The sequence below is a fragment of the Coprococcus sp. AF51-11b1 genome (assembly GCF_027682785.1).
Classification (GTDB): Bacteria; Bacillota; Clostridia; order Lachnospirales; family Lachnospiraceae; genus Allocoprococcus; species Allocoprococcus comes.
On sequence record NZ_JAQCZB010000001.1, the window covers coordinates 157,267 to 178,031 of the forward strand.

Here is a 20,765-nt window from a genome sequence, read left to right on the forward strand (position 1 = left end):
TTTTTATTAAACAATTCATCAGAAAGCCTTTAGGACATCAAATAACTTTTTACCAGTCCTGCACTGACTCTTTATAATAAGTCACATTTTCCTGTAAAATTTCTATTTTCCCATCTTTCACTTCCGCAATTGATACCGCACAGTTCTTATGTACCCCCTGCTGCCAGTACCCGGAAATCGGCAGACCTTTCATCAGGCTCAGAATCCCGCAAAGTGCTGCACCATGTGTGGATAAAAGTACATTTTTATCCTGAAGCTCTTCTTTCTGATAAAGCTCTTCCAGAAAATTTTTCAGACGTGCCCGCACTTCTTCAAAGGATTCCCCTCCTTTTGGCGGCTGATACACTTCCGGTGCATTAAAAAAGTTGCGAAATCCCGGATCCGGAATATTCCATCCCTCTTCTCTGCAGCAAAGTCCCTCAAATTCTCCAAAGCTCATCTCCTGGATCCGCTTATCCGGAACAATCGGAACCTCCCTGTCCCCCAGGACGAGCCGTGCCGTCTCTGCCGCCCTTTTCAGCGGGCTTGTGTAACAGACCGCAAATGGAACATCTGCGAGTGCCGGAGCCGTCTCTTTTGCAAGTAGTTTTCCAAATTCATTCAGCGGAATATCCACCTGTCCCTGTAATTTTCTTTTTTTATTCCAGTCCGTCTCTCCATGACGGATCATATATATTTTCATCTCTTAGCTTCCTCCTGCTATCATTAAAAACACACGCATCCTCCGTGCCAGTCAGCATAGCGATTGGCACGGGAGTTAACAGTAACGATTATAGCACATTTTTCACCTTTCTTCCACCAAAAGGCTTGTTATTAAACTTTATGACAGTTATAATGATGTTGGGGTCAAAAGATATTTTGACCCCTTTGATACCAGATTGCTACGTGCTTTGCACTCTCGCAATCCTCAAAAACATTCGTAATCCGCTCATTTTTCTTTGAAAAATGGCTACTTACTCATGTTTTTGGCGGGTCAAGATGTCAAAAAACCTCTTGCAAGCAAGCTTGCATCGGCTTTCTGACCTTTTTACCCTGGTATCTTATAATAAACGTAGTACAAAAAAGGAGATACTTGATTATGGAGAAAATTACCAGTTTCACAATAGACCATTTGAAGCTTGTTCCTGGGTTTTACGTCTCACGTAAGGATTGTGCCGGCGAACAGGTCATTACAACCTTTGATATCCGCATGACCAATCCGAATGAAGAACCGGTTATGAATACTGCAGAGGTTCACACCATCGAACATCTTGGTGCAACCTTCCTTCGTAACCACAGGGACTACGCATCAAAAACACTTTACTTTGGACCAATGGGATGCCGTACCGGCTTCTACCTTCTTCTTGTAGGTGATTATGAATCAAAAGATATCGTTCCATTGATGAAAGAAATGTTTGCTTTTATCGCAGACTTCAATGGGGACGTACCGGGAGCTGCTGCAAAAGACTGCGGAAACTATCTGGACATGAACCTTCCGATGGCAAATTATATGGCAAAAAGATATCTGACTGAGGTTCTGGAAAATATTACAGAAAAACAGCTGGTTTATCCTGAATAAGCCTTACTATATGAACCTGAAAATGGGAGCCAAACATACTATCCATTGATTTTCTTCAAATGTTCCTGTATGTTTGCTCCCATTCCTGTTTTCAATCAAAACTCTCTATGATACACTTCCGGAATTTCTACCAGAACCTCTCTTCCGTTGTAACATAATCTGCCGGAAGATCAAATTCTTCGGTCTCAATTTCTTCTACGATCTGCATTTCATAAGCAGCTGCGATCCGGCAGATATCTTTCCGTTTTTCAAAATAACGATCATAAAATCCACCGCCATAACCGACACGGTTCTTTTTTTCATCAAAAACACTTCCCGGCAGGATTGCCAGTGTAGTCTGCCCTTCTCCGGCTTTATAAACAGGGCATTCTTTTTTCGGCTCCAGGATGCCATAAGCCCCCTTTTCCAGATCCTCAAAAGAATGTATCCGATAAAACTCCATCTCTTTTCCCGCTACCCGTGGCACATAGACCTTTTTTCCAAGCTCCCATGCCTTCTCGATCAGTGTTCCGGTTGCCACCTCTCCACGAAAATCAATATACGCAAGAAGGTTGTCTGCATTTTTAAATGTCTCTGTCTCTTCAATGCGTCTCATGATCCGCAGGCTCTTCTCCCGAACCTCTTCTTTTGGAAGTGCCTGTCTCATTTTCAGAAATTTTGCCCTAATTTCCTTTTTTCTGTCCATATTTCTCACCCAGATTTGTAATGGATCCATCCTTCTCCTTGATTGAAATGTTATTAAGCTGTCCACGAAGATTTCTTTTGAATGCATCTACATATTCCCGTCTGAGAATCTGCTGTTCTTTTTTCTCTTCCTCTGTCAGTCCTTCTGCTTTTGATTTTCTATATAATTCATTAATGCGTTCAATTTTTGCTGTCTCCATTTTTCTTTTGTCCCTTCTTTGTTTTCCTATATAATAATGTTATCTTTTTAATCAGCTGGAATAATTTTCCAGGAACCCATAAAGCTTGTCTTTTCCCTCTAACCGCTTTCCCTCCCGGATCTCATTCTGCAGTTCTTCCGGAAGCTCTTCGACACGGATATTCGTATATTCATAAATACTTGTCTGGTCGTCCAGATAAACAATCACATATCCGTTGCGGTTTTTCAGATAATACACCCCTTCTTTGTGTGCGCCACCCTGAGTGCTGACTGTCTGTTCTGTTTCCTGCTGCTCCGTCTGTTCTGTCCTTGCAATTTCTTTCCTGTAATTATAATCTGCATAATATGCATAAGATAAGATCGCAAGAATCAGAAGAGTCCCCGTTAAAAGACCAATATGATATCTTGTTTCCATAAGGAACACTCCTTTTTCTACAAGTATTGGTCTGCTTGGAGGATTTTATTCATTATGGGGGAATTTTTAGGTTGTGATATCAAATCATCTACAGCTTAGTAATATCTGCGTTCTTTTAATAAATGGCATTTTTTGCAGACTATTACAATTTGGTGACCTTTTGGGAGACCGAGGAGTTCTTTTTCGGACATGCCACCCATTTTAAGGAGAACGACTGCGTATACCGCTACTGCCACGATGAGGGCGATCAGGGTTGCGATTCTTCCTCCGATGAAGGTGTCAAGTACGAAATGCACTGCCCATGCCAAAATTGCCATAACAGCTCCGGCGATAGACGGAATGACAAAAGTCTTACGGCTCTCCTGAAGATATCCACATGCTTCACGGATATCATGTGCATTCATGATACACATGCATAAAGAGAACACAATCTTACTTCCAATCAGTGCATAAATGCCCCATTTGAACATAACAAGCATAATAAACAGAGATACAATATGTAGTATCAGGGATACCATTGCATTTTTTACCGGTTCCATCATACGGTCCAGACCCTGAAGCACTGTATTCGTAACGGTTGAAAGTGAATAAAATACCAGAGAAACTGCTCCGATCTTCAGCATAATTCCCTGTGTTACATTATCTACATTCGGCCACAGGAAATCCATGATCGGTTGACCAAGTGCAAAGAATCCAAATGCGCTTGGAATCGCGATCAGCATCGTGTAACGGATAACTGTATAAATCCGGTTATGCAACAGTCTTCTGTCATGATTCTCTGCCGCGCTTACAAGCCCCGGGATCACAGATGATCCCAATGCACTCGCAACGGCAAGCGGTACGTTAAACAGGGTATAATACTGTCCTAATTTACCAAGAAGCTCTGCACAGACCGCCTCACTAGTTCCCTGTGCACCCATGATCTTATTGAACATTGCACTGTCAATAACATTTGCACTGTTATAAATTGTTGTACTTAAAATGATCGGTGCGATCGTCAGAATCAGGAGTTTGAAAATCGCACGGTAATCATCCAGTTCTTTCGAGGTGTCCCGCTTCATCTGCCGCATCATCGGCTTGCGGAATGCCACATAGCAGAACAGTAAGAACAGCAGACCGAGCAGCGCACCGGCTACTGTACCAAGTGTCCCTCCTGCTGCGGAATAGGCTGGTCCTAAAAGGTTATTTCCCTGCACCTTAGCCATCTGTTTTCCATTTTCCAGAAGAACGGCTGCACCTACAACACTGACAATCGCATTGAGAAGCTGTTCAATGATCTGCGAAATTGCAGTCGGGATCATCGTTCCCATCCCCTGGAAATAGCCACGAAAAACTGCCATAATCGCACAAATCAGGAGTCCGGGAGCAAGCACCTTCAAAGAATAGCAGCTCATTTTGGCTCCCATCAGATATTCTGCGATCGCCTCTGCTCCAAAAAATACGATCACCATGATTGTGACACCAGATAGCGTAGCTATGATCAGCGATGCCTTCAATACTCTGAATGCATTTTTCCGTTCTCCTGCCGCCATTTTGAATGACACCAGCTTTGATACCGCAACCGGCAGACTGTAAGACGAAATAATCAGAGCAATAGAATACACCTGAAATGCCATATCATAATAGCCCTGTCCTTTAAGCCCCATAATATTGAGCATCGGGATCCGGTATACTGCCCCGATGATCTTTGTGATAATACCGGCTGCCGCAAGGATGCTTCCCTGCATCAGAAAACTGCCGCCCTTTGATTTTTTCTTTTTACCCATACGTTAAAACCTCATACTTTTATCTATCTTGTAATTCCCAGCATCTCCAGAACTTCCCGCTGTTTCTTTTCCATCACGAGCCGTTCTTCATCTTCCATATGGTCATAACCTAACAAGTGCAACATACTGTGCGCAATAAGGAAAGCAAATTCACGTTCTACCGAATGGCCATATTCTTCTGCCTGTTCCTTTGCGCGCTCTTTGGAAATCACAATATTGCCGAGCATCAGTTCTCCGGTCTCCGGATCAAATGAACTGTCATCTGTATCCAGATATGCATAATCAGCCGGTGACGGGAATTCCGTCATCGGAAATGACAGGACATCGGTTGCACGGTCGATTCCGCGAAATTCCAGGTTCATCTGTCGGATCTCCTCATTCATCGTAAGAAGAAGTTCTACCTGCGCCTCGTATGGACACTTCTCATAATCCAGGACTGCATCTGCAACTTTTGTCGCCAGTTCTTCATAAGGCAGCTTTAAATCCAATGCTCCCTCATCCTCTAAAAATAGTCTCATCTTGTTCCTCGTTTCTTTCTGTCTCTAGTGTGGGATTTTTTCTGTTCCTGCTTTTGCTCGTATTCCTCGTACGCTTTAACAATTCGCTGCACCAGCGGATGTCTGACAACATCCCGGCTGGTCAGACGGCAAATCGATATATCTTCCAGATTCTTGACTACACTCACTGCCACATCAAGTCCGGATGTCTGTCCTGCCGGAAGGTCTTTCTGTGTAGAGTCTCCGGTGATCACGACTTTGGATCCAAAACCAATACGTGTCAGGAACATCTTCATCTGCGCCGGTGTGGTATTCTGTGCCTCATCCAGAATAATAAAAGCGTTGTCAAGGGTTCTGCCTCGCATATAGGCAAGAGGCGCAACCTCGATCAGCCCTTTTTCTGAATTCTTGATAAAGCTTTCTGCTCCCATGATCTGATAGAGTGCATCATAAAGTGGCCTTAAATATGGATCGATCTTGCTCTGCAGATCTCCCGGCAAAAAGCCAAGCTTTTCTCCTGCTTCAATTGCCGGACGTGTCAGAATGATACGCCCCACTTCATTGCGTTTGAACGCCGTGATTGCCATTGCCATCGCCAGATAAGTTTTACCGGTTCCGGCAGGGCCAAGGCCAAAGGTGATCATCTTTTCCCGGATCGCATCCACATATTTCTTCTGTCCGAGCGTCTTTGGTTTGATTGGCTTTCCCTGAAGTGTATGACAGATCAGGTCTTTATCAATTGTCAGAATATCTTCCGTGCTGTCTTCCATCGTAAGGGACAGGGCATAGTCTACATTCTGCTCCTGGATCGTGTTCCCGCGCCTGGAAAGCTCGGTAAGCTGCAACAATACCTGCTGCGCCCTCTCTACATTCTTTTCTTCTCCAAGGACTTTCACCTTTCCATTTCGCGCGATCAGTGTAACATGTAAAGCTCTCTCAATTTTTTTTGCAAATATATCGAACTGACCAAACACATTTTTTTCATGTTCAGCCGGTATGTCTATCATGGTCTCAAGAATTCCCATAAATCAGTTTCCTTCCTGCTGTATATTTTCTGCATCTGCCTTCGGCAGTTCATGTACCGTTCCTTTTTGTACAATTCCGAACGGTCCGGATAAAACCAGTTTTCCCTTTGCCGAATACCGATTCGTCTCCCTGTATATTTTAACATCATTCTCTGAAATTTGAACCCCTTTTTTCTCTAATCGGGCGCAAAACTTCTCAAAATTATAGGACAGAATTTCTCTTGCTTCCCTGTCTGTATAAGAAATCTCCTCTTTTCTGCTCTCTTTGCTCCGTTCAACTCTTACCGAGACCGGAAATGGAAAATGTCTCTCCAAATACAGGATATATCTGCAGGTCAGCGCATTATATTCCTGGTAAGGTAGCTCCCGCCTACCAAAAAGATACAGCCTTCCCGGTGTTTCTATCCAGAACCTCCAGCTCTTCTTGCCGGTATCTTTCCATACCGGATGCAGCCTGTTAAGAATATCTGTATACGCAACCGTTGTCTGTGCTATTATGTCTGCATCCGATACCCGGTACTGGTATCCTGTCACCTCATCTGAATCATTCTTTACTTCCACACTTCCACTCACAAGGATCTCTCCTTTTTTCACCTCACTGCCTTCCCGGACAAGCGGATTCCCTTTTCGTGTAATGATCTTCTGAATGATCCCATCCGCTTCTGCCACAATATCCATCGGTGCTTCCGCCTCAGCTTCTGTCTGCAGCTCCTTCCGGTCAGGATTCTCCCTGACTTTAATCTTCAGACAACTCCCATGAACATAGGCTGAAACCCAGATAATATCGTCGTATTCCATACGAATATCTTTTTCAATCCGGTCACAGTCTACATTCTTTTTTGCCATTCCACAGGCAATTCCCTTTTCTGTCAGAAAAGAAAGCAAAACCTCATCTGTCCTTGCAAGGTTTCCATCAATCTGAATCCTCCATATAAAAGAAGAAAGCAGAAAGATCAGACAGATTGCGATGACCGATCCTGTAAAAAAAAGCTTCCGTCCACGGTATTTATGTATAAAAAACGGGACTCCTCTTTTCTGGGTGATCCGTACCTTTGCCCTGCTCTTCCTGACCATTGGTCGCAGTCTGCGGAAATCCCGGACGCGGATATTCATCTCATATGCCCCTTTTGCCGGTCTCAGATTCCAGAGAAAAATCCCATGATAACAGCAAAGATTTAAAAAACGTTCCGGTGAATATCCTTCGACTCTGATGCGTAGGTATCCGGCAAGATTATTCAGAATATATCGCAGCATCTTCGTCATCCCTTCCTAAGAATACTCAATTTTCTCTACCTTTCCGGTAATCTTCATATCGGTTGTTGTATAGTAGTTGATCTCAAGTGATTTCCCTGTGATGCGAATCTGCCCGCTACGTACATTTATACGGATCAGCTGTTCGGTATATTCCAGAATTCCACGGTAATTCTCTATATTCACTTCATAATGCCCTGTAAGAGTCAGAATCGGGACACCCAGCACCACATCCTTCGGCAAATTTGCTGCATCTGCCATGCGATACCTTCGTGTCCCGTCTTCTTGTTCGGATCTCTGTCTCATATTGCCGCATATACCGTTTTGTTGACAGTGTATGCTTCAGAACCACATAATATTCCTATGCTGTATAATTGCTGAATTTTCCCGGGAGCAATCTTCCCGCACATGCATGAATTTCGATCCGACCTTTTTCTCCGGCAATAAACTTTAATACCGTTGTCTCATCTGACGATTCCGGTGTCGGTCTTCCAATCGTAAGTACATTCTTCTTTGCGTAAGTTGTAAAGGTATATTCACTGCCCGGCCGCAGAGAACAGATGGGTCTGCCATTTAAGAAAAATGCATCCTGCCCGCCGGTATAACCGCCCTCTTCTTCGATAATACGGATCGTTGCCGGAGTAAAAAGGCAATCCGGTTCCTGCTGTGGCTGTCCCCAGACATTCTGTTGATTATCCCAATCGTTCTGATTCTGGTTCCATCCATTTTGCTGATTATTCCAGCCGTTCTGATTCTGGTTCCATCCATTTTGCTGATTATCCCAGCTGTTCTGGCTCTGATTCCACCCATTTGGCTGATTATCCCAACCGTTCTGGCTCTGATTCCATCCACCTGACTGATTATTCCATCCATTTGGCTGGTCTTCTGGTCTGTAATTTCCCATCGGTGCTTTTTTTGCAACCCAGTAAGAAGTGAAACCACCAATTGCAGCTCCGATAATTCCAAAAACATATGCCCCGTAAAATGCATTATCACCTGCATTCAAAAGCTGCATCAGCCAGGCTCCGACAAAAGTACCGGTAAATTCAAGGCCAAACCACAATCCCAGTGTCAATGCACGATATTTTTTTGGATTCTGTCCTCTTTCTATCGCGTGCTTTCCATTCACACGCCAAAGCCATATAAGACAAATAATTTCTAACATTTGTTTTCCCTCTTTCGCGCTTCTATTTTGTTACATAAATGTATTATATCTTCAATCGCAGCTGAAAACAATCCGTTATTCTGTGAAAACTTTATAAAATCGAACAGACTGGCTCCTTCATGATCCGGATATACAAAAAAATCGATCCTACTTTTCCTGTGATTGTAAGATCGATTTTTCATTTCTTTGTTATACTTGAATTCTCGCGGCGGCATCCTGGCTGATAGCGAACCGCTTCTGGTCAGATGCTATAATCATCATACCACTGGCATCATTCTGGATCACATGGATTTCGCTGCCCTCTTTGATTTTGAATTCCTTTAATTTTTCCAGCACCTCCGGTACTCCGAACATCCATTTGATCGTGTACCATTTCCCCGGAACAGCTGTTGATAATGCCTGCATTTTTACACCTTCTTTTTTTCTCCTTTGATTTTACTACAGTATACTCGCTTTCATATTGGTTAGTCAACGACAATGTTTTTTAGTTATTATATACACAATTCCATTCAATAGCCATATTTAACAATTATTTTCAGAATTCAACTTCTGTTTTATCACCCTCACTATAAGCTAGTTCTGGAAGAAAATCTGATCAAGGCAGACGAGCTGGATGAAATTCTAGATGCTTATGCAATGACCGAACCTGAAATCATACTCATAAAAGAAGCAATGTAACAAGACAAAAGCCCCAGAATCTATCAACTCATTACCCATGATAAATCCTGGGGCTTCCTTCATTTAAAATACCACCGTTTCCCCTGTTCCAAGTGCATGTACCATTTCGCCAAGTTCTTTTTTCAGAATCCTGAATGCAATATTTCCGGTACAGTGACCGGTATAGATTTCCTCTACGCCAAGCCCTTTCAATTCCTGCGCAGTTTCCACAACCTCTTCCTCTGGTATGGCAAGTGTATCCATGCCCGAAAGCTTCATCATATGGAATCCACCGACAACCGCATAGACCTTTTGCCCGCCGAGTGCCATCTGCACTTCTCGCACAATATTGACAATTCCCCCATGGGAACAGCTATTAAATATCACCAGTCCTTTTCCCGTCTCAAAAACCACACTCTGCTCATGTGCAAAATCATCTGCAATAAACTCTTCACCGATTTTCCGGTACATGTGTGCCCTGCGTCCCATCTCATCCAAACCGCCGGTAAAATGCGGTACGACCCAGACGCCTTTTTCAACTTCACAGACTGCATTTAACGGACGGAACCGCTCTTTATAATTTTCCAGAAGATGCTGCGGAATTCCAATATATTTATCTTTTCCTTCTGTCCGGTAAAAGCAGTTTTCAGCAGACGTCTCCTGCATATAGACCGCTGCTTTGTCATTCTCCTTAAAAAACTCCTCAAAACCGCCACTGTGGTCATAATGTGCATGGGATAAAAACGCCGTATCTACTTTCGAAAGATCAATCCCCAGCTTCTTTGCATTTTCTGCAAAGAGCGCTGTTGCGCCAGTATCCAGAAGGTACGTCTTTCCCTCATATTCGATATAAACCGACAGTCCATGTTCTGCACAAAGTCTGCATCTGGAACTGTTTTCTACTAATACTACCATCTTCATATGAATAACCTCTTTTCTATTTGTGATAGGGTTCTCCCGACATGATCCGGTATCCACGGTAAATTTGCTCTAGCAGGATTACACGCATCAGCTGGTGCGGAAATGTCATTTTTGAAAAACTAAGTGCATAATCCGATTTTTCCAGAACTGCCTTCCCGATCCCTATGGATCCGCCAATCACAAAAATAATGTGACTGGTTCCCTGAATGCCAAGTTTTTCAATTTTCTCTGAAAATTCTTCGGAGGTCAGCTGCTTTCCGCCTATCTCCAGTGTAATAAGATATGCATCCTCACGGATATATTTCAAAAGACGTTCGGCCTCTTTTTGCCGGATCATTTCCTCTGCATTTTCGCTGGCATTGTCCGGTGTCTTTTCATCCGCCACCTCAATGATCTCCAGCTTGCAGTAGCGGCTCAGTCTCTTCGTATATTCCGCGATCGCATCCCGCAGATACTTTTCTTTTATTTTTCCAACCGTCAGTACGGTTATCTTCATCCTGTTCTTTCCTCTCTTTCGCTGTATCAGTCTGTACAGTTATGCCCTTTCATACATATAAAGCTCATGCAGTGCTCTTGTTGCACAGATGTATTTTGCCTGCCCGGTCATCGGATTTTCCTTCTTCGGGAACACGCCGAATACCTGATCAAATTCCAGTCCCTTTGCCATATAGAAAGTCGTTACTGTCACGCCTTTTTCAAAGGTACTGCTGTCCCGGTCAATACAGTTTACCGGAAGTCCACGGTTTGAAAGCATCCTGGTCATTGTATACGCCTCGTCCATCGTCTCCGTCAGAACTGCGGCGGTCTCATATTTATCCATTCCGGCATCTGCCTCCCGGATAAGTTCATTTAACAGTTTCTCATCCGAATCAAATGTCTTTTCGGTCACTGGTTTGCCATGACGCTCCAGATATTCCAGATCTTTCTCCCCGGTAAATTTCGCTGCATACTCTGCGATTTCAATGGTATTCCGGTAACTTTTATTCATGATGATCTTGCGGATCGTACGTCCGAAAATCTTCGGCAGGAATGTCAGTACATCCTGCATCTGACTGTCCAGTGTCTGCGCCCGGTCGCCAAGGATCGTCATCCGGCAGGAAAACAGCCGGGACAGTACCACGTACTGCAAATATGAATAATCCTGCATCTCGTCGATCACCAGATGCTTGATATGCTTATGTCTGGTTCCTCCAAGCATCCGGTATTTGAGATAAAGTACCGGAAATACGTCTTCATACTGGAGTTTTCTGTTCTCATACGGAATTTTTGCCAGTGTCTCATATCCACTGTCCTCCAAAAACCAGTTATATATTTTGTAAATATCACGGGTGACATACATCCGGTTGAATTTCTCCCGGATCTCTTCTACCTCATCTTCCGGAAGATTCCGGTTATACAATGTCTCGTATTCATCCACCAGATATTCCATCACCGCATCCATTCTTGCAAGGATCGGAATATCCTGAAATTTGAAATAGAACAGATGGATTAGCTCCTCTTCGGTTTTTTCCAGAGTACGGATCTTAACCGGCTTAAAATCCATCAGCTGATCTTCCAGAACTGCCAGAAAGCCTTCCATCTCTCCGACAAATCCGGCAGACTGCTTCTTCAAATAGCTCTCCCGGATTCCCATCTTTGGAAAATGGATCAGCTTCTCCAGATAATCATAACGGTCCTCACAGTCCGATACGATTCCTTTCAATTCTCTGTACGCAAACAGATCAAAACTCATTTCCTGGATATTTTCTTCTCCAAGCTCTGGCAGAATGTGGGAAATATAATCCGCAAATACGCTGTTCGGTGAAAGAATCAGGATATCCGATGCTTTTAAATTTTTCCTGTCGTGATACAAAAGATATGCAATCCGGTGCAGTGCAACGGAGGTTTTCCCACTTCCTGCGGCTCCCTGAATGACCAGAACTTTGTCCTTTACATTCCGAATGATCTCATTCTGTTCTTTCTGGATAGTACGGACAATATTCTTCAGTTGTACATCCCCGTTACTTCCAAGCTCCTGTTTCAGGATCTCATCATCAATCTTGGTGTCACTTTCAAATGCATAAACCATCTTCCCTTTCTTGATCTTATACTGCCATTTGGAAGTAATCTCCCCTTCAATGGTTCCTCCCGGTGCTTCATAAGAAGCCTGTCCTCTGTCATAATCATAAAAAAGACCGCTCACTGGCGCCCTCCAGTCGTAGATCAGTGGCGTCATTCCTGCCTTAGGCGCAAAATTGCCGATTCCGATGTAAAAACTTTCGCTTTCTTCTTCCCCCTCAAAGAGAAAATCCACTCTTCCGAAATATGGGGAGTCGATCATTTTCTTAAGGCGCTGTTTTTTCATCAGACGTTCATTGTTCGCATTAACTTCTCCGAGAAGTGCCTGCTGATTATCATAATTTTCATAACCATACTCATCCATCTCCGTATAGTTTTCCCAATAATAATCATGCATGCTCTCAATCTGTTTTTCTCCTTCAAGAAACAATGCGTTGATCTCGGTAATGCGTGTCTTCAGTTTCTCTTCAACCTCTTCCAGAAACCGAATCTCACTGTTCATTGCGTCGTTATTACTCATATTCAAACCCTCTCATGATTACATCTTCCGATGATTTGTGCAATCTCTTCCGGCATCTTTGCAATGTAATCTGCACCGGCACTTTGAAGCTCCGCAAGATCTCCGTATCCATACAGGACACCGATCACCTGGATCCCATTCTCCTTTGCACCGTAGATATCATTATTTCTGTCACCGACCATAACGACCTGATCGTAATTCTCCCTTTCCACGCCCAGGTTATCCAACGCATACCGGATCACATCCGCCTTCCGGATCAGAGAGCCATCCATCGTAGCCCCGTAAATCCCTGCAAAATATTTTGTAAAGTCAAATTTGTCCGCAATCCTTTTTGCATACTCTTCCGGTTTGGAAGTCGCCACTGCAAGTATATATCCTTCATTTTTCAAGGATTCCAGCGTCTCCGCAAGCCCTTCATACACCGAATTCTCAAAAATGCCTTTCACCGCATAATATTCCCGGTAATACTTTACTCCAAGCAGTGCCTCTTCCTCAGACATCCCATAATATTTCTCCATTGATTCCGTCAACGGCGGTCCGATAAATTTCTTTAAAGTATCCCGATCACCAACCTCCCGGTTCATTTTATTCAGCGCATACTCCACCGAATTCATGATCCCCGGTCCCGATTCCGTAATCGTCCCATCCAAGTCAAATAAGATATATTTATACTTCATAATAACCCTCTTTCACAAAATAATACTTTTTTTATTGTACCATTTTTGACTCTTCTTGTCCAGAAACCCTAATCTCCAAACCTCCTTTAAAATCAGCCAAAACATACAAACCAGCGTCCGTTTCTCCGCCCTTTATAACCGCCAGTTTTCTCCCCTTTGCACAACTTGAATTGGAACGATTATTTTTTCAAAGTGATCTACACAACCTATACAAAAACCGCAGTCCCTATCAAAAGGAACTGCGGTCATAACCCTTATTTATTTGAAAGATACTCGTCGATACCTCTTGCACCAGCTTTTCCGGCTCCCATAGCAAGGATTACTGTAGCTGCACCTGTTACGGCATCTCCACCTGCGTATACGCCTTCTTTAGAAGTCTTTCCGTGTTCTTCGTCTGCAACGATACATTTCCACTTGTTAACTTCCAGTCCTTCTGTTGTAGAAGAAATCAGCGGGTTCGGTGATGTTCCGAGTGACATGATAACTGTATCAACATCGATCACGAATTCAGAACCTTCAACCGGTACAGGACGTCTTCTTCCTGATGCGTCCGGTTCACCAAGTTCCATACGAACACATTTGATTCCTTTTACCCATCCATCTTCTTCGAGGATTTCTACCGGGTTTGTCAGTAGGTCGAACTGTACACCTTCTTCTTTTGCGTGATGAACTTCTTCTACACGGGCCGGAAGCTCTTCTTCGCTACGACGATATACGATATGAACTTCTGCTCCAAGACGAAGTGCTGTTCTTGCAGCATCCATTGCTACGTTACCACCACCAACAACTGCAACTTTCTTACCAGCTGCGATCGGTGTATCATAAGAATCATCAAATGCTTTCATAAGATTACTTCTTGTCAGGTATTCATTTGCAGAAAATACACCGTTGGCATTTTCCCCCGGGATTCCCATGAATTTTGGAAGTCCTGCTCCTGATCCGATAAATACTGCTTCGAATCCTTCGTCTTCAATCAGCATATCGATTGTAGTAGATTTACCGATTACAACGTTTGTCTCAAAGTGAACACCAAGCTCTTTTACTTTTGCGATCTCTTTTGCAACGACTTTCTGTTTTGGAAGACGGAATTCCGGAATACCATATACAAGTACTCCACCGAGTTCATGAAGTGCTTCAAATACAGTTACATCATAGCCAAGCTTTGCAAGGTCGCCTGCACAGGTAAGTCCTGCCGGACCAGAACCGATAACAGCAACTTTGTGTCCGTTCTTCTTGTCAGCTCCAACCGGTTTGATGTCATGCTCCAGAGCGTAATCAGCAACGAATCTTTCCAGCTTACCGATAGAAATAGATTCTCCTTTGATACCACGGATACATTTTCCTTCGCACTGTGATTCCTGCGGACATACACGTCCACAAACAGCAGGAAGTGCAGAAGACTGTCCGATAATCTTATATGCTTCTTCGATATTGCCTTCTTTTACTTCATGAACGAATGCAGGAATATTGATTCCTACAGGACATCCCTGAATACATTTAGCATTCTTACAGTTGATACAACGGCTTGCTTCTTCCATTGCCTCTTCCTGATTATATCCATAACATACTTCTTCAAAATTTGTTGCACGTACCTTCGGATCCTGTTCTCTTACAGGTACTTTCTTTAATACGTCTGCCATTATTCGTCACCTCCGCAATGACCGCATCCACCGTGATGTGTGTCACCTTCCTGTAATTTCAGCATAGCTCTGCCTTCCTGAGTCTTATACATCTGCTGTCTCTTCATTGCTTCATCAAAGTTAACGAGATGTCCGTCAAATTCCGGTCCGTCTACACATGCAAATTTGATTTCATCGCCTACGTGGAGACGGCATGCACCACACATACCTGTTCCGTCTACCATGATCGGGTTCATGCTGACGATAGTCGGGATTTCGAGTTTCTTTGTGAGCAGACATACGAATTTCATCATGATCATCGGACCGATTGCAACACAGACATCATACTTGTTACCTTCTGCAACAAGTGCTTCGATCTTTGTTGTTACCATACCTGCATGTCCGTATGTACCGTCATCTGTACATGGGTAATAATTTCCTGCAACTGCTTCCATCTCTTTTTCGAGAATCAGCATATCTTTTGTCTTAGAACCAACGATAACATCTACATCGATCCCATGTGCGTGCATCCATTTAACCTGCGGGTATACAGGGGCTGCACCAACACCACCGGCTACAAATAAGATCTTTTTATTCTTCAGACTCTCAATATCCTCTGAAATCAATTCAGATGGGCATCCGAGCGGTCCTGTGAAATCTCTGAAAGAGTCTCCTGCTTTTAATTGTGCCATCTTCTCAGTAGATGCTCCTACTGTCTGGAATACGATGGTAATTGTTCCTTCTTCTCTGTCATAATCGCAGATTGTCAGCGGAATTCTTTCCCCCTTGTCATCCATCTTGACAATTACGAACTGTCCTGGCTCACAGTGCTTTGCCACACGTGGTGCTTCTACATCCATAAGATAAATCTTATCAGCCAGTTTTTCAGCTTTTCTTATCTTGTACATTGCATTGCCTCCTAAAATATTTACTCTCTTTATGATAAATTATTGCAAAGTAAATAGCAAGTATTTCTTTTTAATTTGTTAAAAAATTATTTATGTCATAAATATAACTATCTTTTTTATCTATAAGTACCAATATTTCTTCTATAAATCTGCCAAAATTCTTCCGGTTATCAAAATTTTCAACTACATAAAATCTTGTGCCGACACGAATTTTTACCTGCTGACCGGATATAAAAATGAGACAGACGGTCAATATTGAGTCCGTCTGTCTCTGTAAGAACTGTATTCTCTTTTTTAAAAATCTACTTCTGTTCCATAATATGTACAGTTGAAAAGTTTTTCCATAGCTGCCGGATCGATCGGACGTGGGTTGGATCCTGTACATGCATCACCAACTGCAAGTTCTGAAATCTTTGCAATTTTTTCTTTGAATTCTGCTTCGTCAATACCGAAATCTTTCAGTGTCTTCGGAATATTCAGTTCTACATTAAATGCATCGATCTTTGCACACAGGCTGTTGATCAGCGCTTTCTCAGATGTACCCGGAAGTCCCATTCTGCGTGCGATTTCTGCATAACGTTTTGCAGCGACCGGATCTTTTGCATTATACTTAATTACATATGGAAGATAAATTGCATTTGCGCATCCGTGCGGAATGTGTCCGGTTGAAAATGCCGCACCTGTCTTATGTGCCATAGAATGTACGATTCCAAGAAGTGCATTGGAGAATGCCATTCCTGCAAGACACTGTGCATAATGCATCTGCTCTCTTGCTATCACATCACATTTGTAAGATGCCGGAAGGTAATCCAGAACCATCTCGATTGCCTGCAGTGCAAGCGGATCTGTAAATGGACAGTTCAAGGTAGATACATAAGCTTCGATCGCATGTGTCAGTGCATCCATACCTGTGTAAGCAACCTGCTTTACCGGGAGACCCATGACAAGATCCGGATCTACAATTGCAACGTCCGGTGTAATATTAAAATCGGCAAGTGGGTATTTTACTCCGGTCTGATAGTTGGTAATAACGGAGAATGCTGTTACTTCTGTTGCTGTTCCTGATGTTGACGGAATTGCAGCAAATTTTGCTTTTGTTCTTAATTCCGGGAAGTTGAACGGAATACAGAGATCTTCAAATGTAACATCCGGATATTCATAGAATGCCCACATTGCTTTTGCAGCATCAATCGGTGATCCGCCACCCATAGCTACGATCCAGTCCGGCTGGAACTCCTGCATAACTGCTGCACCTTTCATAACAGTCTCAACAGATGGATCTGGCTCAACACCTTCAAAAAGCTTTACTTCCATTCCTGCTTCTTTCAGATAGTTCTCAACTCTGTCGAGGAATCCCTGACGCTTCATGGAACCTCCTCCGACAACCAGGATTGCTTTTTTTCCTTTCAGGTTCTTCAGTTCTTCAAGACATCCTTTTCCATGGTAGATATCTCTTGGTAATGTAAATCTGCTCATTTCAAACACTCCTTCGCCCTTAAAGTATGTTATCTTTTTGACAATCACATTGTATCTCAATTCTATCCTTTTTGCAATATTTTATCACAAATAAATTGTATTTGTTTCCATACAATTATACATTTTTAATAAGCCATATTATCCACACTCTATTCATAAAATATTTGATTTGTGATATATTTCACATATTTACGCAAGTTATCCACAAATGAAAGTAATCGAAAAAGAGTACGCTTTACCAGTCTGCTCTGACAAGCAGACGACTCGGCATACTCTCTTCTTAAAATCGGGTTTTAATCTGTATTCAGTTCATAATTTCTTCTTGTGACATCACTTAATCTGCCTTTTTGATCCTGCAGAACAAAGCTGAAAATCGTACTTCCCGCCGGCATTACGATCGGCCCGGTATACTCCTGCGTCGCAGAATTATTCTCCGGATCCGGATCTGATCCATCCGTCGTGTAATATGCCGTATACTTATCCGGTACAACTACACTGATTGATTGGACATGGTTATACTGCCCGGTCGATGGAGTCACCGCCGGCGCATCTGCAATCGGGAACTCAACTTTATAAGTTTTACTTTCTGTCAGGCTTGGAATTCCTTTCTTATTAACAGAAATTGCTTTCACCGTTGTCTCACCTTCACCGATCTTGATCGGTTCCGTATATTTCGTACTTGAAGTTGTCGGCTCTGAACCGTCTGTCGTATAGTAGATCGCTTTTCCTTTTCCGGTCAGTTCCAGTGCCTGCACTTCATCATATGTCTCTGTCTCATCCAGACTAAACTCCGGTTCACCTGACACATAATCCTTCAGTGCTTCAAGAACCGTATCACTGGTACATGCATTCAGAAGCGGTGATACCTTTTCTTCCTGTTTGGTATCAATATAAAATTCTACCGCTGCACGATAAATTTCTGCATTTCCGGACTGCTTTGCAATCTCGTCTGTAAAAACTTCTTCTGCCTGATCCAGATCATCCTTGGCAATATAAACCTTTGAAATCCCTGTATAAGCTTCTGCTTTCTTCGGACTTCCAGAAGCTGCTTTTTCAAATACAGTGAGTGCGTTCTCATATTCGGAAGCTGCCAGAAGCCGGTATCCTTTCTTTACTTTTCCGGTATATGAATTTTGATAAAACAAGAAAATGAGTCCTGCCAGAACAATACACCCCGCCAGTAGCATAAGCAGCATTTTCCGGCGTTTTTTTCTGGCGCGCTCTTTTCTCTTTTCTGCCCGCATACGCCGCAATCTGCGTTCTTCTTCATACGCTCTTCTCGTCTGTTCCCGCGCATCTTCTCTTTGACCCACACGTCCGGTAGCCGGTCTGACATCACTGCGTCTGACCACCGCATCTCTTCCACGCCTGGTCACAGTTTCCTGCTGGCGACGACCAACACTTCCCGAATTTCCCACACACCTGGTCTCTCCTCCAACACTTTCCCGTCTTTCATATACCGGATTTGCCGCACCAGAATAGCTGACATCTTGCTTTTCCTGCTCACCCAGATGAAGCGACATTGTCTGTGTAATGCCTCCTTTTAACTGAGCAGTCAGCATATCATCAAGTGGGTTATAATCAGGCACAATCTGTATTTCCCTGCCGCATCTAGGACAGATCAACTGATCTTCAGGCAAATCTGCTCCACAGTGCATACATTTCATTGTCTTTCGTCTCCTTCTGGTATCATACTTCTTTTAGAACAATCCGGTAATTTTACCGTCTTCTACATCAATTCCATTTGCTGCAGGTACTTTCGGAAGACCCGGCATGGTCATGATTGCTCCGGTAAGAGCAACAACAAATCCTGCTCCTGCATTTACATAGACTTCACGGATATGGATATCAAAGTTCTCCGGACGTCCAAGAAGCTTCGCATCATCGGACAGAGAATACTGGTTCTTTGCCATACATACCGGGAACTTGCCAAAGCCCATTGATTCAATTCGTGCAAGCTGTTTCTTTGCAGCAGGTTCATATACAACACTCTTTGCTCCGTAAATCTCTTTGCAGATTGTCTCGATCTTCTCTGCAATTGATAACTCATCACTGTAAATCGGATGATAATGGCTTTCTTTTGTCTCCAGAGTCTGTAATACTTTCTCTGCCAGCTCTTTTCCGCCGTCTCCGCCTTTACCCCATACTTCTGCAAGGGCAAATTCGCAGCCTCTGTCTTCGCAGAACTTACGAATAAATTCGTATTCTGCTTCAGTATCACTGACAAATGAATTCAAGGTAACCACAACCGGAACGCCGAATTTCTGCAGGTTCTCAATATGCTTTTCAAGATTTACAATTCCTTTTGCAAGAGCATCCAGATTTTCTTTGTTCAGTTCGTCTTTTGGCACGCCACCATTGTATTTTAATGCACGTACCGTTGCAACCAGAACTACTGCGTCCGGTTTCAGTCCCGCCATACGGCACTTGATATCCATAAACTTCTCTGCACCCAGATCCGCACCGAATCCCGCTTCTGTGATCGTGATATCACTCAGCTTAAGCGCCATCTTGGTTGCACGTACACTGTTGCAGCCATGTGCAATATTTGCGAACGGGCCACCGTGTACCAGTGCCGGTGTATGTTCCAGAGTCTGGATAATATTCGGCTTGATCGCATCCTTTAACAGTGCTGTCATTGCACCAGTTGCATGAAGCTGGTCAGCTGTAACCGGTTCTCCGGAAAATGTATAGGCAACAATGATTCTGCCAAGACGTTTTTTCAGATCTTCCAGATCGTCTGCCAGACATAAAATTGCCATAATTTCGGACGCAACCGTGATCACAAAATGATCCTCTCTTACCATTCCGTCCATTTTATTTCCAAGACCAACTACTACATTACGCAGTACACGGTCATTCATATCTACACACCGTTTCCACACAACCTGTCTCGGATCGATTCCAAGAGCATTTCCCTGCTGGATATGGTTGTCAAGAAGAGCTGCAAGCAGGTTATTTGCCGATGTGATCGCATGAAAATCTCCGGTAAAATGAAGATTCAGATCTTCCATCGGTACAACCTGTGCATAACCGCCACCGGCAGCACCGCCTTTAATTCCAAAGCAAGGTCCGAGCGATGGCTCGCGCAGAGCGATCAGAGCTTTTTTACCGAGCTTTGCCATTGCCTCTCCAAGTCCAACGGTAATCGTCGTCTTCCCCTCTCCCGCCGGAGTCGGATTGATTGCAGTAACAAGTACCAGCTTTCCATCTGGTCTGTCTTTTACTCTTTCCATCAGTTCATCCGATAATTTTGCCTTATACTTGCCGTAAAACTCAAGGTCTTCCTCTTCAATTCCAACCTTTGCTGCAACCTCGCGAATATGGAGCATCTCTGCCTCCTGTGCGATCTGAATGTCTGTCTTCATA

At 43.4% G+C, this 20,765-nt stretch carries 21 protein-coding genes; 1 reads left to right on the plus strand and 20 read right to left on the minus strand.

Annotated elements, in window-relative coordinates; all coding sequences use genetic code 11:
- Positions 1–49: 49 nt before the first annotated feature.
- A complete protein-coding gene (locus PGY05_RS00780; RefSeq protein ID WP_118199164.1) occupies positions 50–682 on the minus strand; it encodes a histidine phosphatase family protein in 633 nt (210 codons plus the stop codon).
- A gap of 396 nt (positions 683–1,078) precedes the next feature.
- Here PGY05_RS00780 and PGY05_RS00785 point away from each other — a divergent pair, with 396 nt between their 5' ends.
- Positions 1,079–1,558 (plus strand): S-ribosylhomocysteine lyase, encoded by a 480-nt coding sequence (locus PGY05_RS00785; RefSeq protein ID WP_270475155.1) that lies wholly within the window; start codon positions 1,079–1,081, stop codon positions 1,556–1,558.
- A gap of 127 nt (positions 1,559–1,685) precedes the next feature.
- On the opposite strand, the gene PGY05_RS00790 is transcribed toward PGY05_RS00785, so the two are convergent.
- The 19 genes from PGY05_RS00790 to PGY05_RS00880 all read right to left on the minus strand — a co-directional run bounded on the left by PGY05_RS00790 (position 1,686) and on the right by PGY05_RS00880 (position 20,764).
- Positions 1,686–2,243 (minus strand): 5-formyltetrahydrofolate cyclo-ligase, encoded by a 558-nt coding sequence (locus PGY05_RS00790; RefSeq protein WP_173826136.1) that lies wholly within the window; start codon positions 2,241–2,243, stop codon positions 1,686–1,688.
- Complete coding sequence (locus tag PGY05_RS00795) at positions 2,221–2,442, minus strand: DUF896 domain-containing protein (RefSeq protein WP_055157151.1); 222 nt, start codon at positions 2,440–2,442, stop codon at positions 2,221–2,223. The genes PGY05_RS00790 and PGY05_RS00795 overlap by 23 nt, the downstream gene beginning before the upstream one ends.
- Before the next feature lie 51 nt (positions 2,443–2,493).
- Complete coding sequence (locus PGY05_RS00800; RefSeq protein ID WP_055296647.1) at positions 2,494–2,856, minus strand: hypothetical protein; 363 nt, start codon at positions 2,854–2,856, stop codon at positions 2,494–2,496.
- Between the two features lie 95 nt (positions 2,857–2,951).
- The gene (locus PGY05_RS00805; RefSeq protein WP_270475156.1) at positions 2,952–4,622 is read right to left on the minus strand and encodes a putative polysaccharide biosynthesis protein; all 1,671 of its coding nucleotides are present in this window, start codon (positions 4,620–4,622) and stop codon (positions 2,952–2,954) included.
- Positions 4,623–4,645: 23 nt separating this feature from the next.
- Positions 4,646–5,140, minus strand: coding sequence for an rRNA maturation RNase YbeY (gene ybeY, locus PGY05_RS00810; RefSeq protein ID WP_008370797.1), 495 nt, complete (start codon positions 5,138–5,140; stop codon positions 4,646–4,648).
- A complete protein-coding gene (locus tag PGY05_RS00815) occupies positions 5,137–6,144 on the minus strand; it encodes a PhoH family protein (RefSeq protein ID WP_270475157.1) in 1,008 nt (335 codons plus the stop codon). The genes ybeY and PGY05_RS00815 overlap by 4 nt, the downstream gene beginning before the upstream one ends.
- 3 nt (positions 6,145–6,147) lie before the next feature.
- Positions 6,148–7,407 (minus strand): sporulation protein YqfD, encoded by a 1,260-nt coding sequence (locus PGY05_RS00820; RefSeq protein WP_270475158.1) that lies wholly within the window; start codon positions 7,405–7,407, stop codon positions 6,148–6,150.
- 6 nt (positions 7,408–7,413) lie between these two features.
- On the minus strand, positions 7,414–7,701 hold the full coding sequence (gene yqfC, locus PGY05_RS00825) for a sporulation protein YqfC (RefSeq protein WP_008370801.1): 288 nt from the start codon (positions 7,699–7,701) through the stop codon (positions 7,414–7,416).
- 55 nt (positions 7,702–7,756) lie between these two features.
- Positions 7,757–8,560, minus strand: a complete 804-nt coding sequence (locus PGY05_RS00830) for a hypothetical protein (RefSeq protein ID WP_270475159.1) — start codon at positions 8,558–8,560, stop codon at positions 7,757–7,759.
- Positions 8,561–8,749: 189 nt separating this feature from the next.
- Positions 8,750–8,965 carry a FeoA family protein gene (locus tag PGY05_RS00835; protein ID WP_008370804.1) on the minus strand — a complete coding sequence of 72 codons (216 nt, stop codon included), beginning with the start codon at positions 8,963–8,965 and terminating at the stop codon, positions 8,750–8,752.
- A gap of 336 nt (positions 8,966–9,301) precedes the next feature.
- Entirely contained in the window at positions 9,302–10,138 is an 837-nt protein-coding gene (locus tag PGY05_RS00840) for an MBL fold metallo-hydrolase (RefSeq protein ID WP_270475160.1), read from the minus strand.
- Positions 10,139–10,154: 16 nt separating this feature from the next.
- Complete coding sequence (gene rlmH, locus PGY05_RS00845) at positions 10,155–10,634, minus strand: 23S rRNA (pseudouridine(1915)-N(3))-methyltransferase RlmH (protein ID WP_022219903.1); 480 nt, start codon at positions 10,632–10,634, stop codon at positions 10,155–10,157.
- Between the two features lie 39 nt (positions 10,635–10,673).
- Positions 10,674–12,698, minus strand: coding sequence for a HelD family protein (locus PGY05_RS00850; RefSeq protein ID WP_442872491.1), 2,025 nt, complete (start codon positions 12,696–12,698; stop codon positions 10,674–10,676).
- A 20-nt stretch (positions 12,699–12,718) separates the two neighbouring features.
- Positions 12,719–13,393, minus strand: coding sequence for an HAD family hydrolase (locus PGY05_RS00855; RefSeq protein WP_270475162.1), 675 nt, complete (start codon positions 13,391–13,393; stop codon positions 12,719–12,721).
- Between the two features lie 254 nt (positions 13,394–13,647).
- Positions 13,648–15,033 carry an NADPH-dependent glutamate synthase gene (gene gltA / locus PGY05_RS00860; RefSeq protein ID WP_117556726.1) on the minus strand — a complete coding sequence of 462 codons (1,386 nt, stop codon included), beginning with the start codon at positions 15,031–15,033 and terminating at the stop codon, positions 13,648–13,650.
- On the minus strand, positions 15,033–15,920 hold the full coding sequence (locus tag PGY05_RS00865) for a sulfide/dihydroorotate dehydrogenase-like FAD/NAD-binding protein (protein WP_055156711.1): 888 nt from the start codon (positions 15,918–15,920) through the stop codon (positions 15,033–15,035). The genes gltA and PGY05_RS00865 overlap by 1 nt, the downstream gene beginning before the upstream one ends.
- A 294-nt stretch (positions 15,921–16,214) precedes the next feature.
- Positions 16,215–17,396 (minus strand): iron-containing alcohol dehydrogenase, encoded by a 1,182-nt coding sequence (locus PGY05_RS00870; protein WP_195502525.1) that lies wholly within the window; start codon positions 17,394–17,396, stop codon positions 16,215–16,217.
- A gap of 293 nt (positions 17,397–17,689) precedes the next feature.
- Entirely contained in the window at positions 17,690–19,063 is a 1,374-nt protein-coding gene (locus tag PGY05_RS00875) for a chitobiase/beta-hexosaminidase C-terminal domain-containing protein (RefSeq protein ID WP_270475163.1), read from the minus strand.
- Between the two features lie 33 nt (positions 19,064–19,096).
- A complete protein-coding gene (locus tag PGY05_RS00880; RefSeq protein WP_055156706.1) occupies positions 19,097–20,764 on the minus strand; it encodes a formate--tetrahydrofolate ligase in 1,668 nt (555 codons plus the stop codon).
- Between the last annotated feature and the right edge of the window lies 1 nt (position 20,765).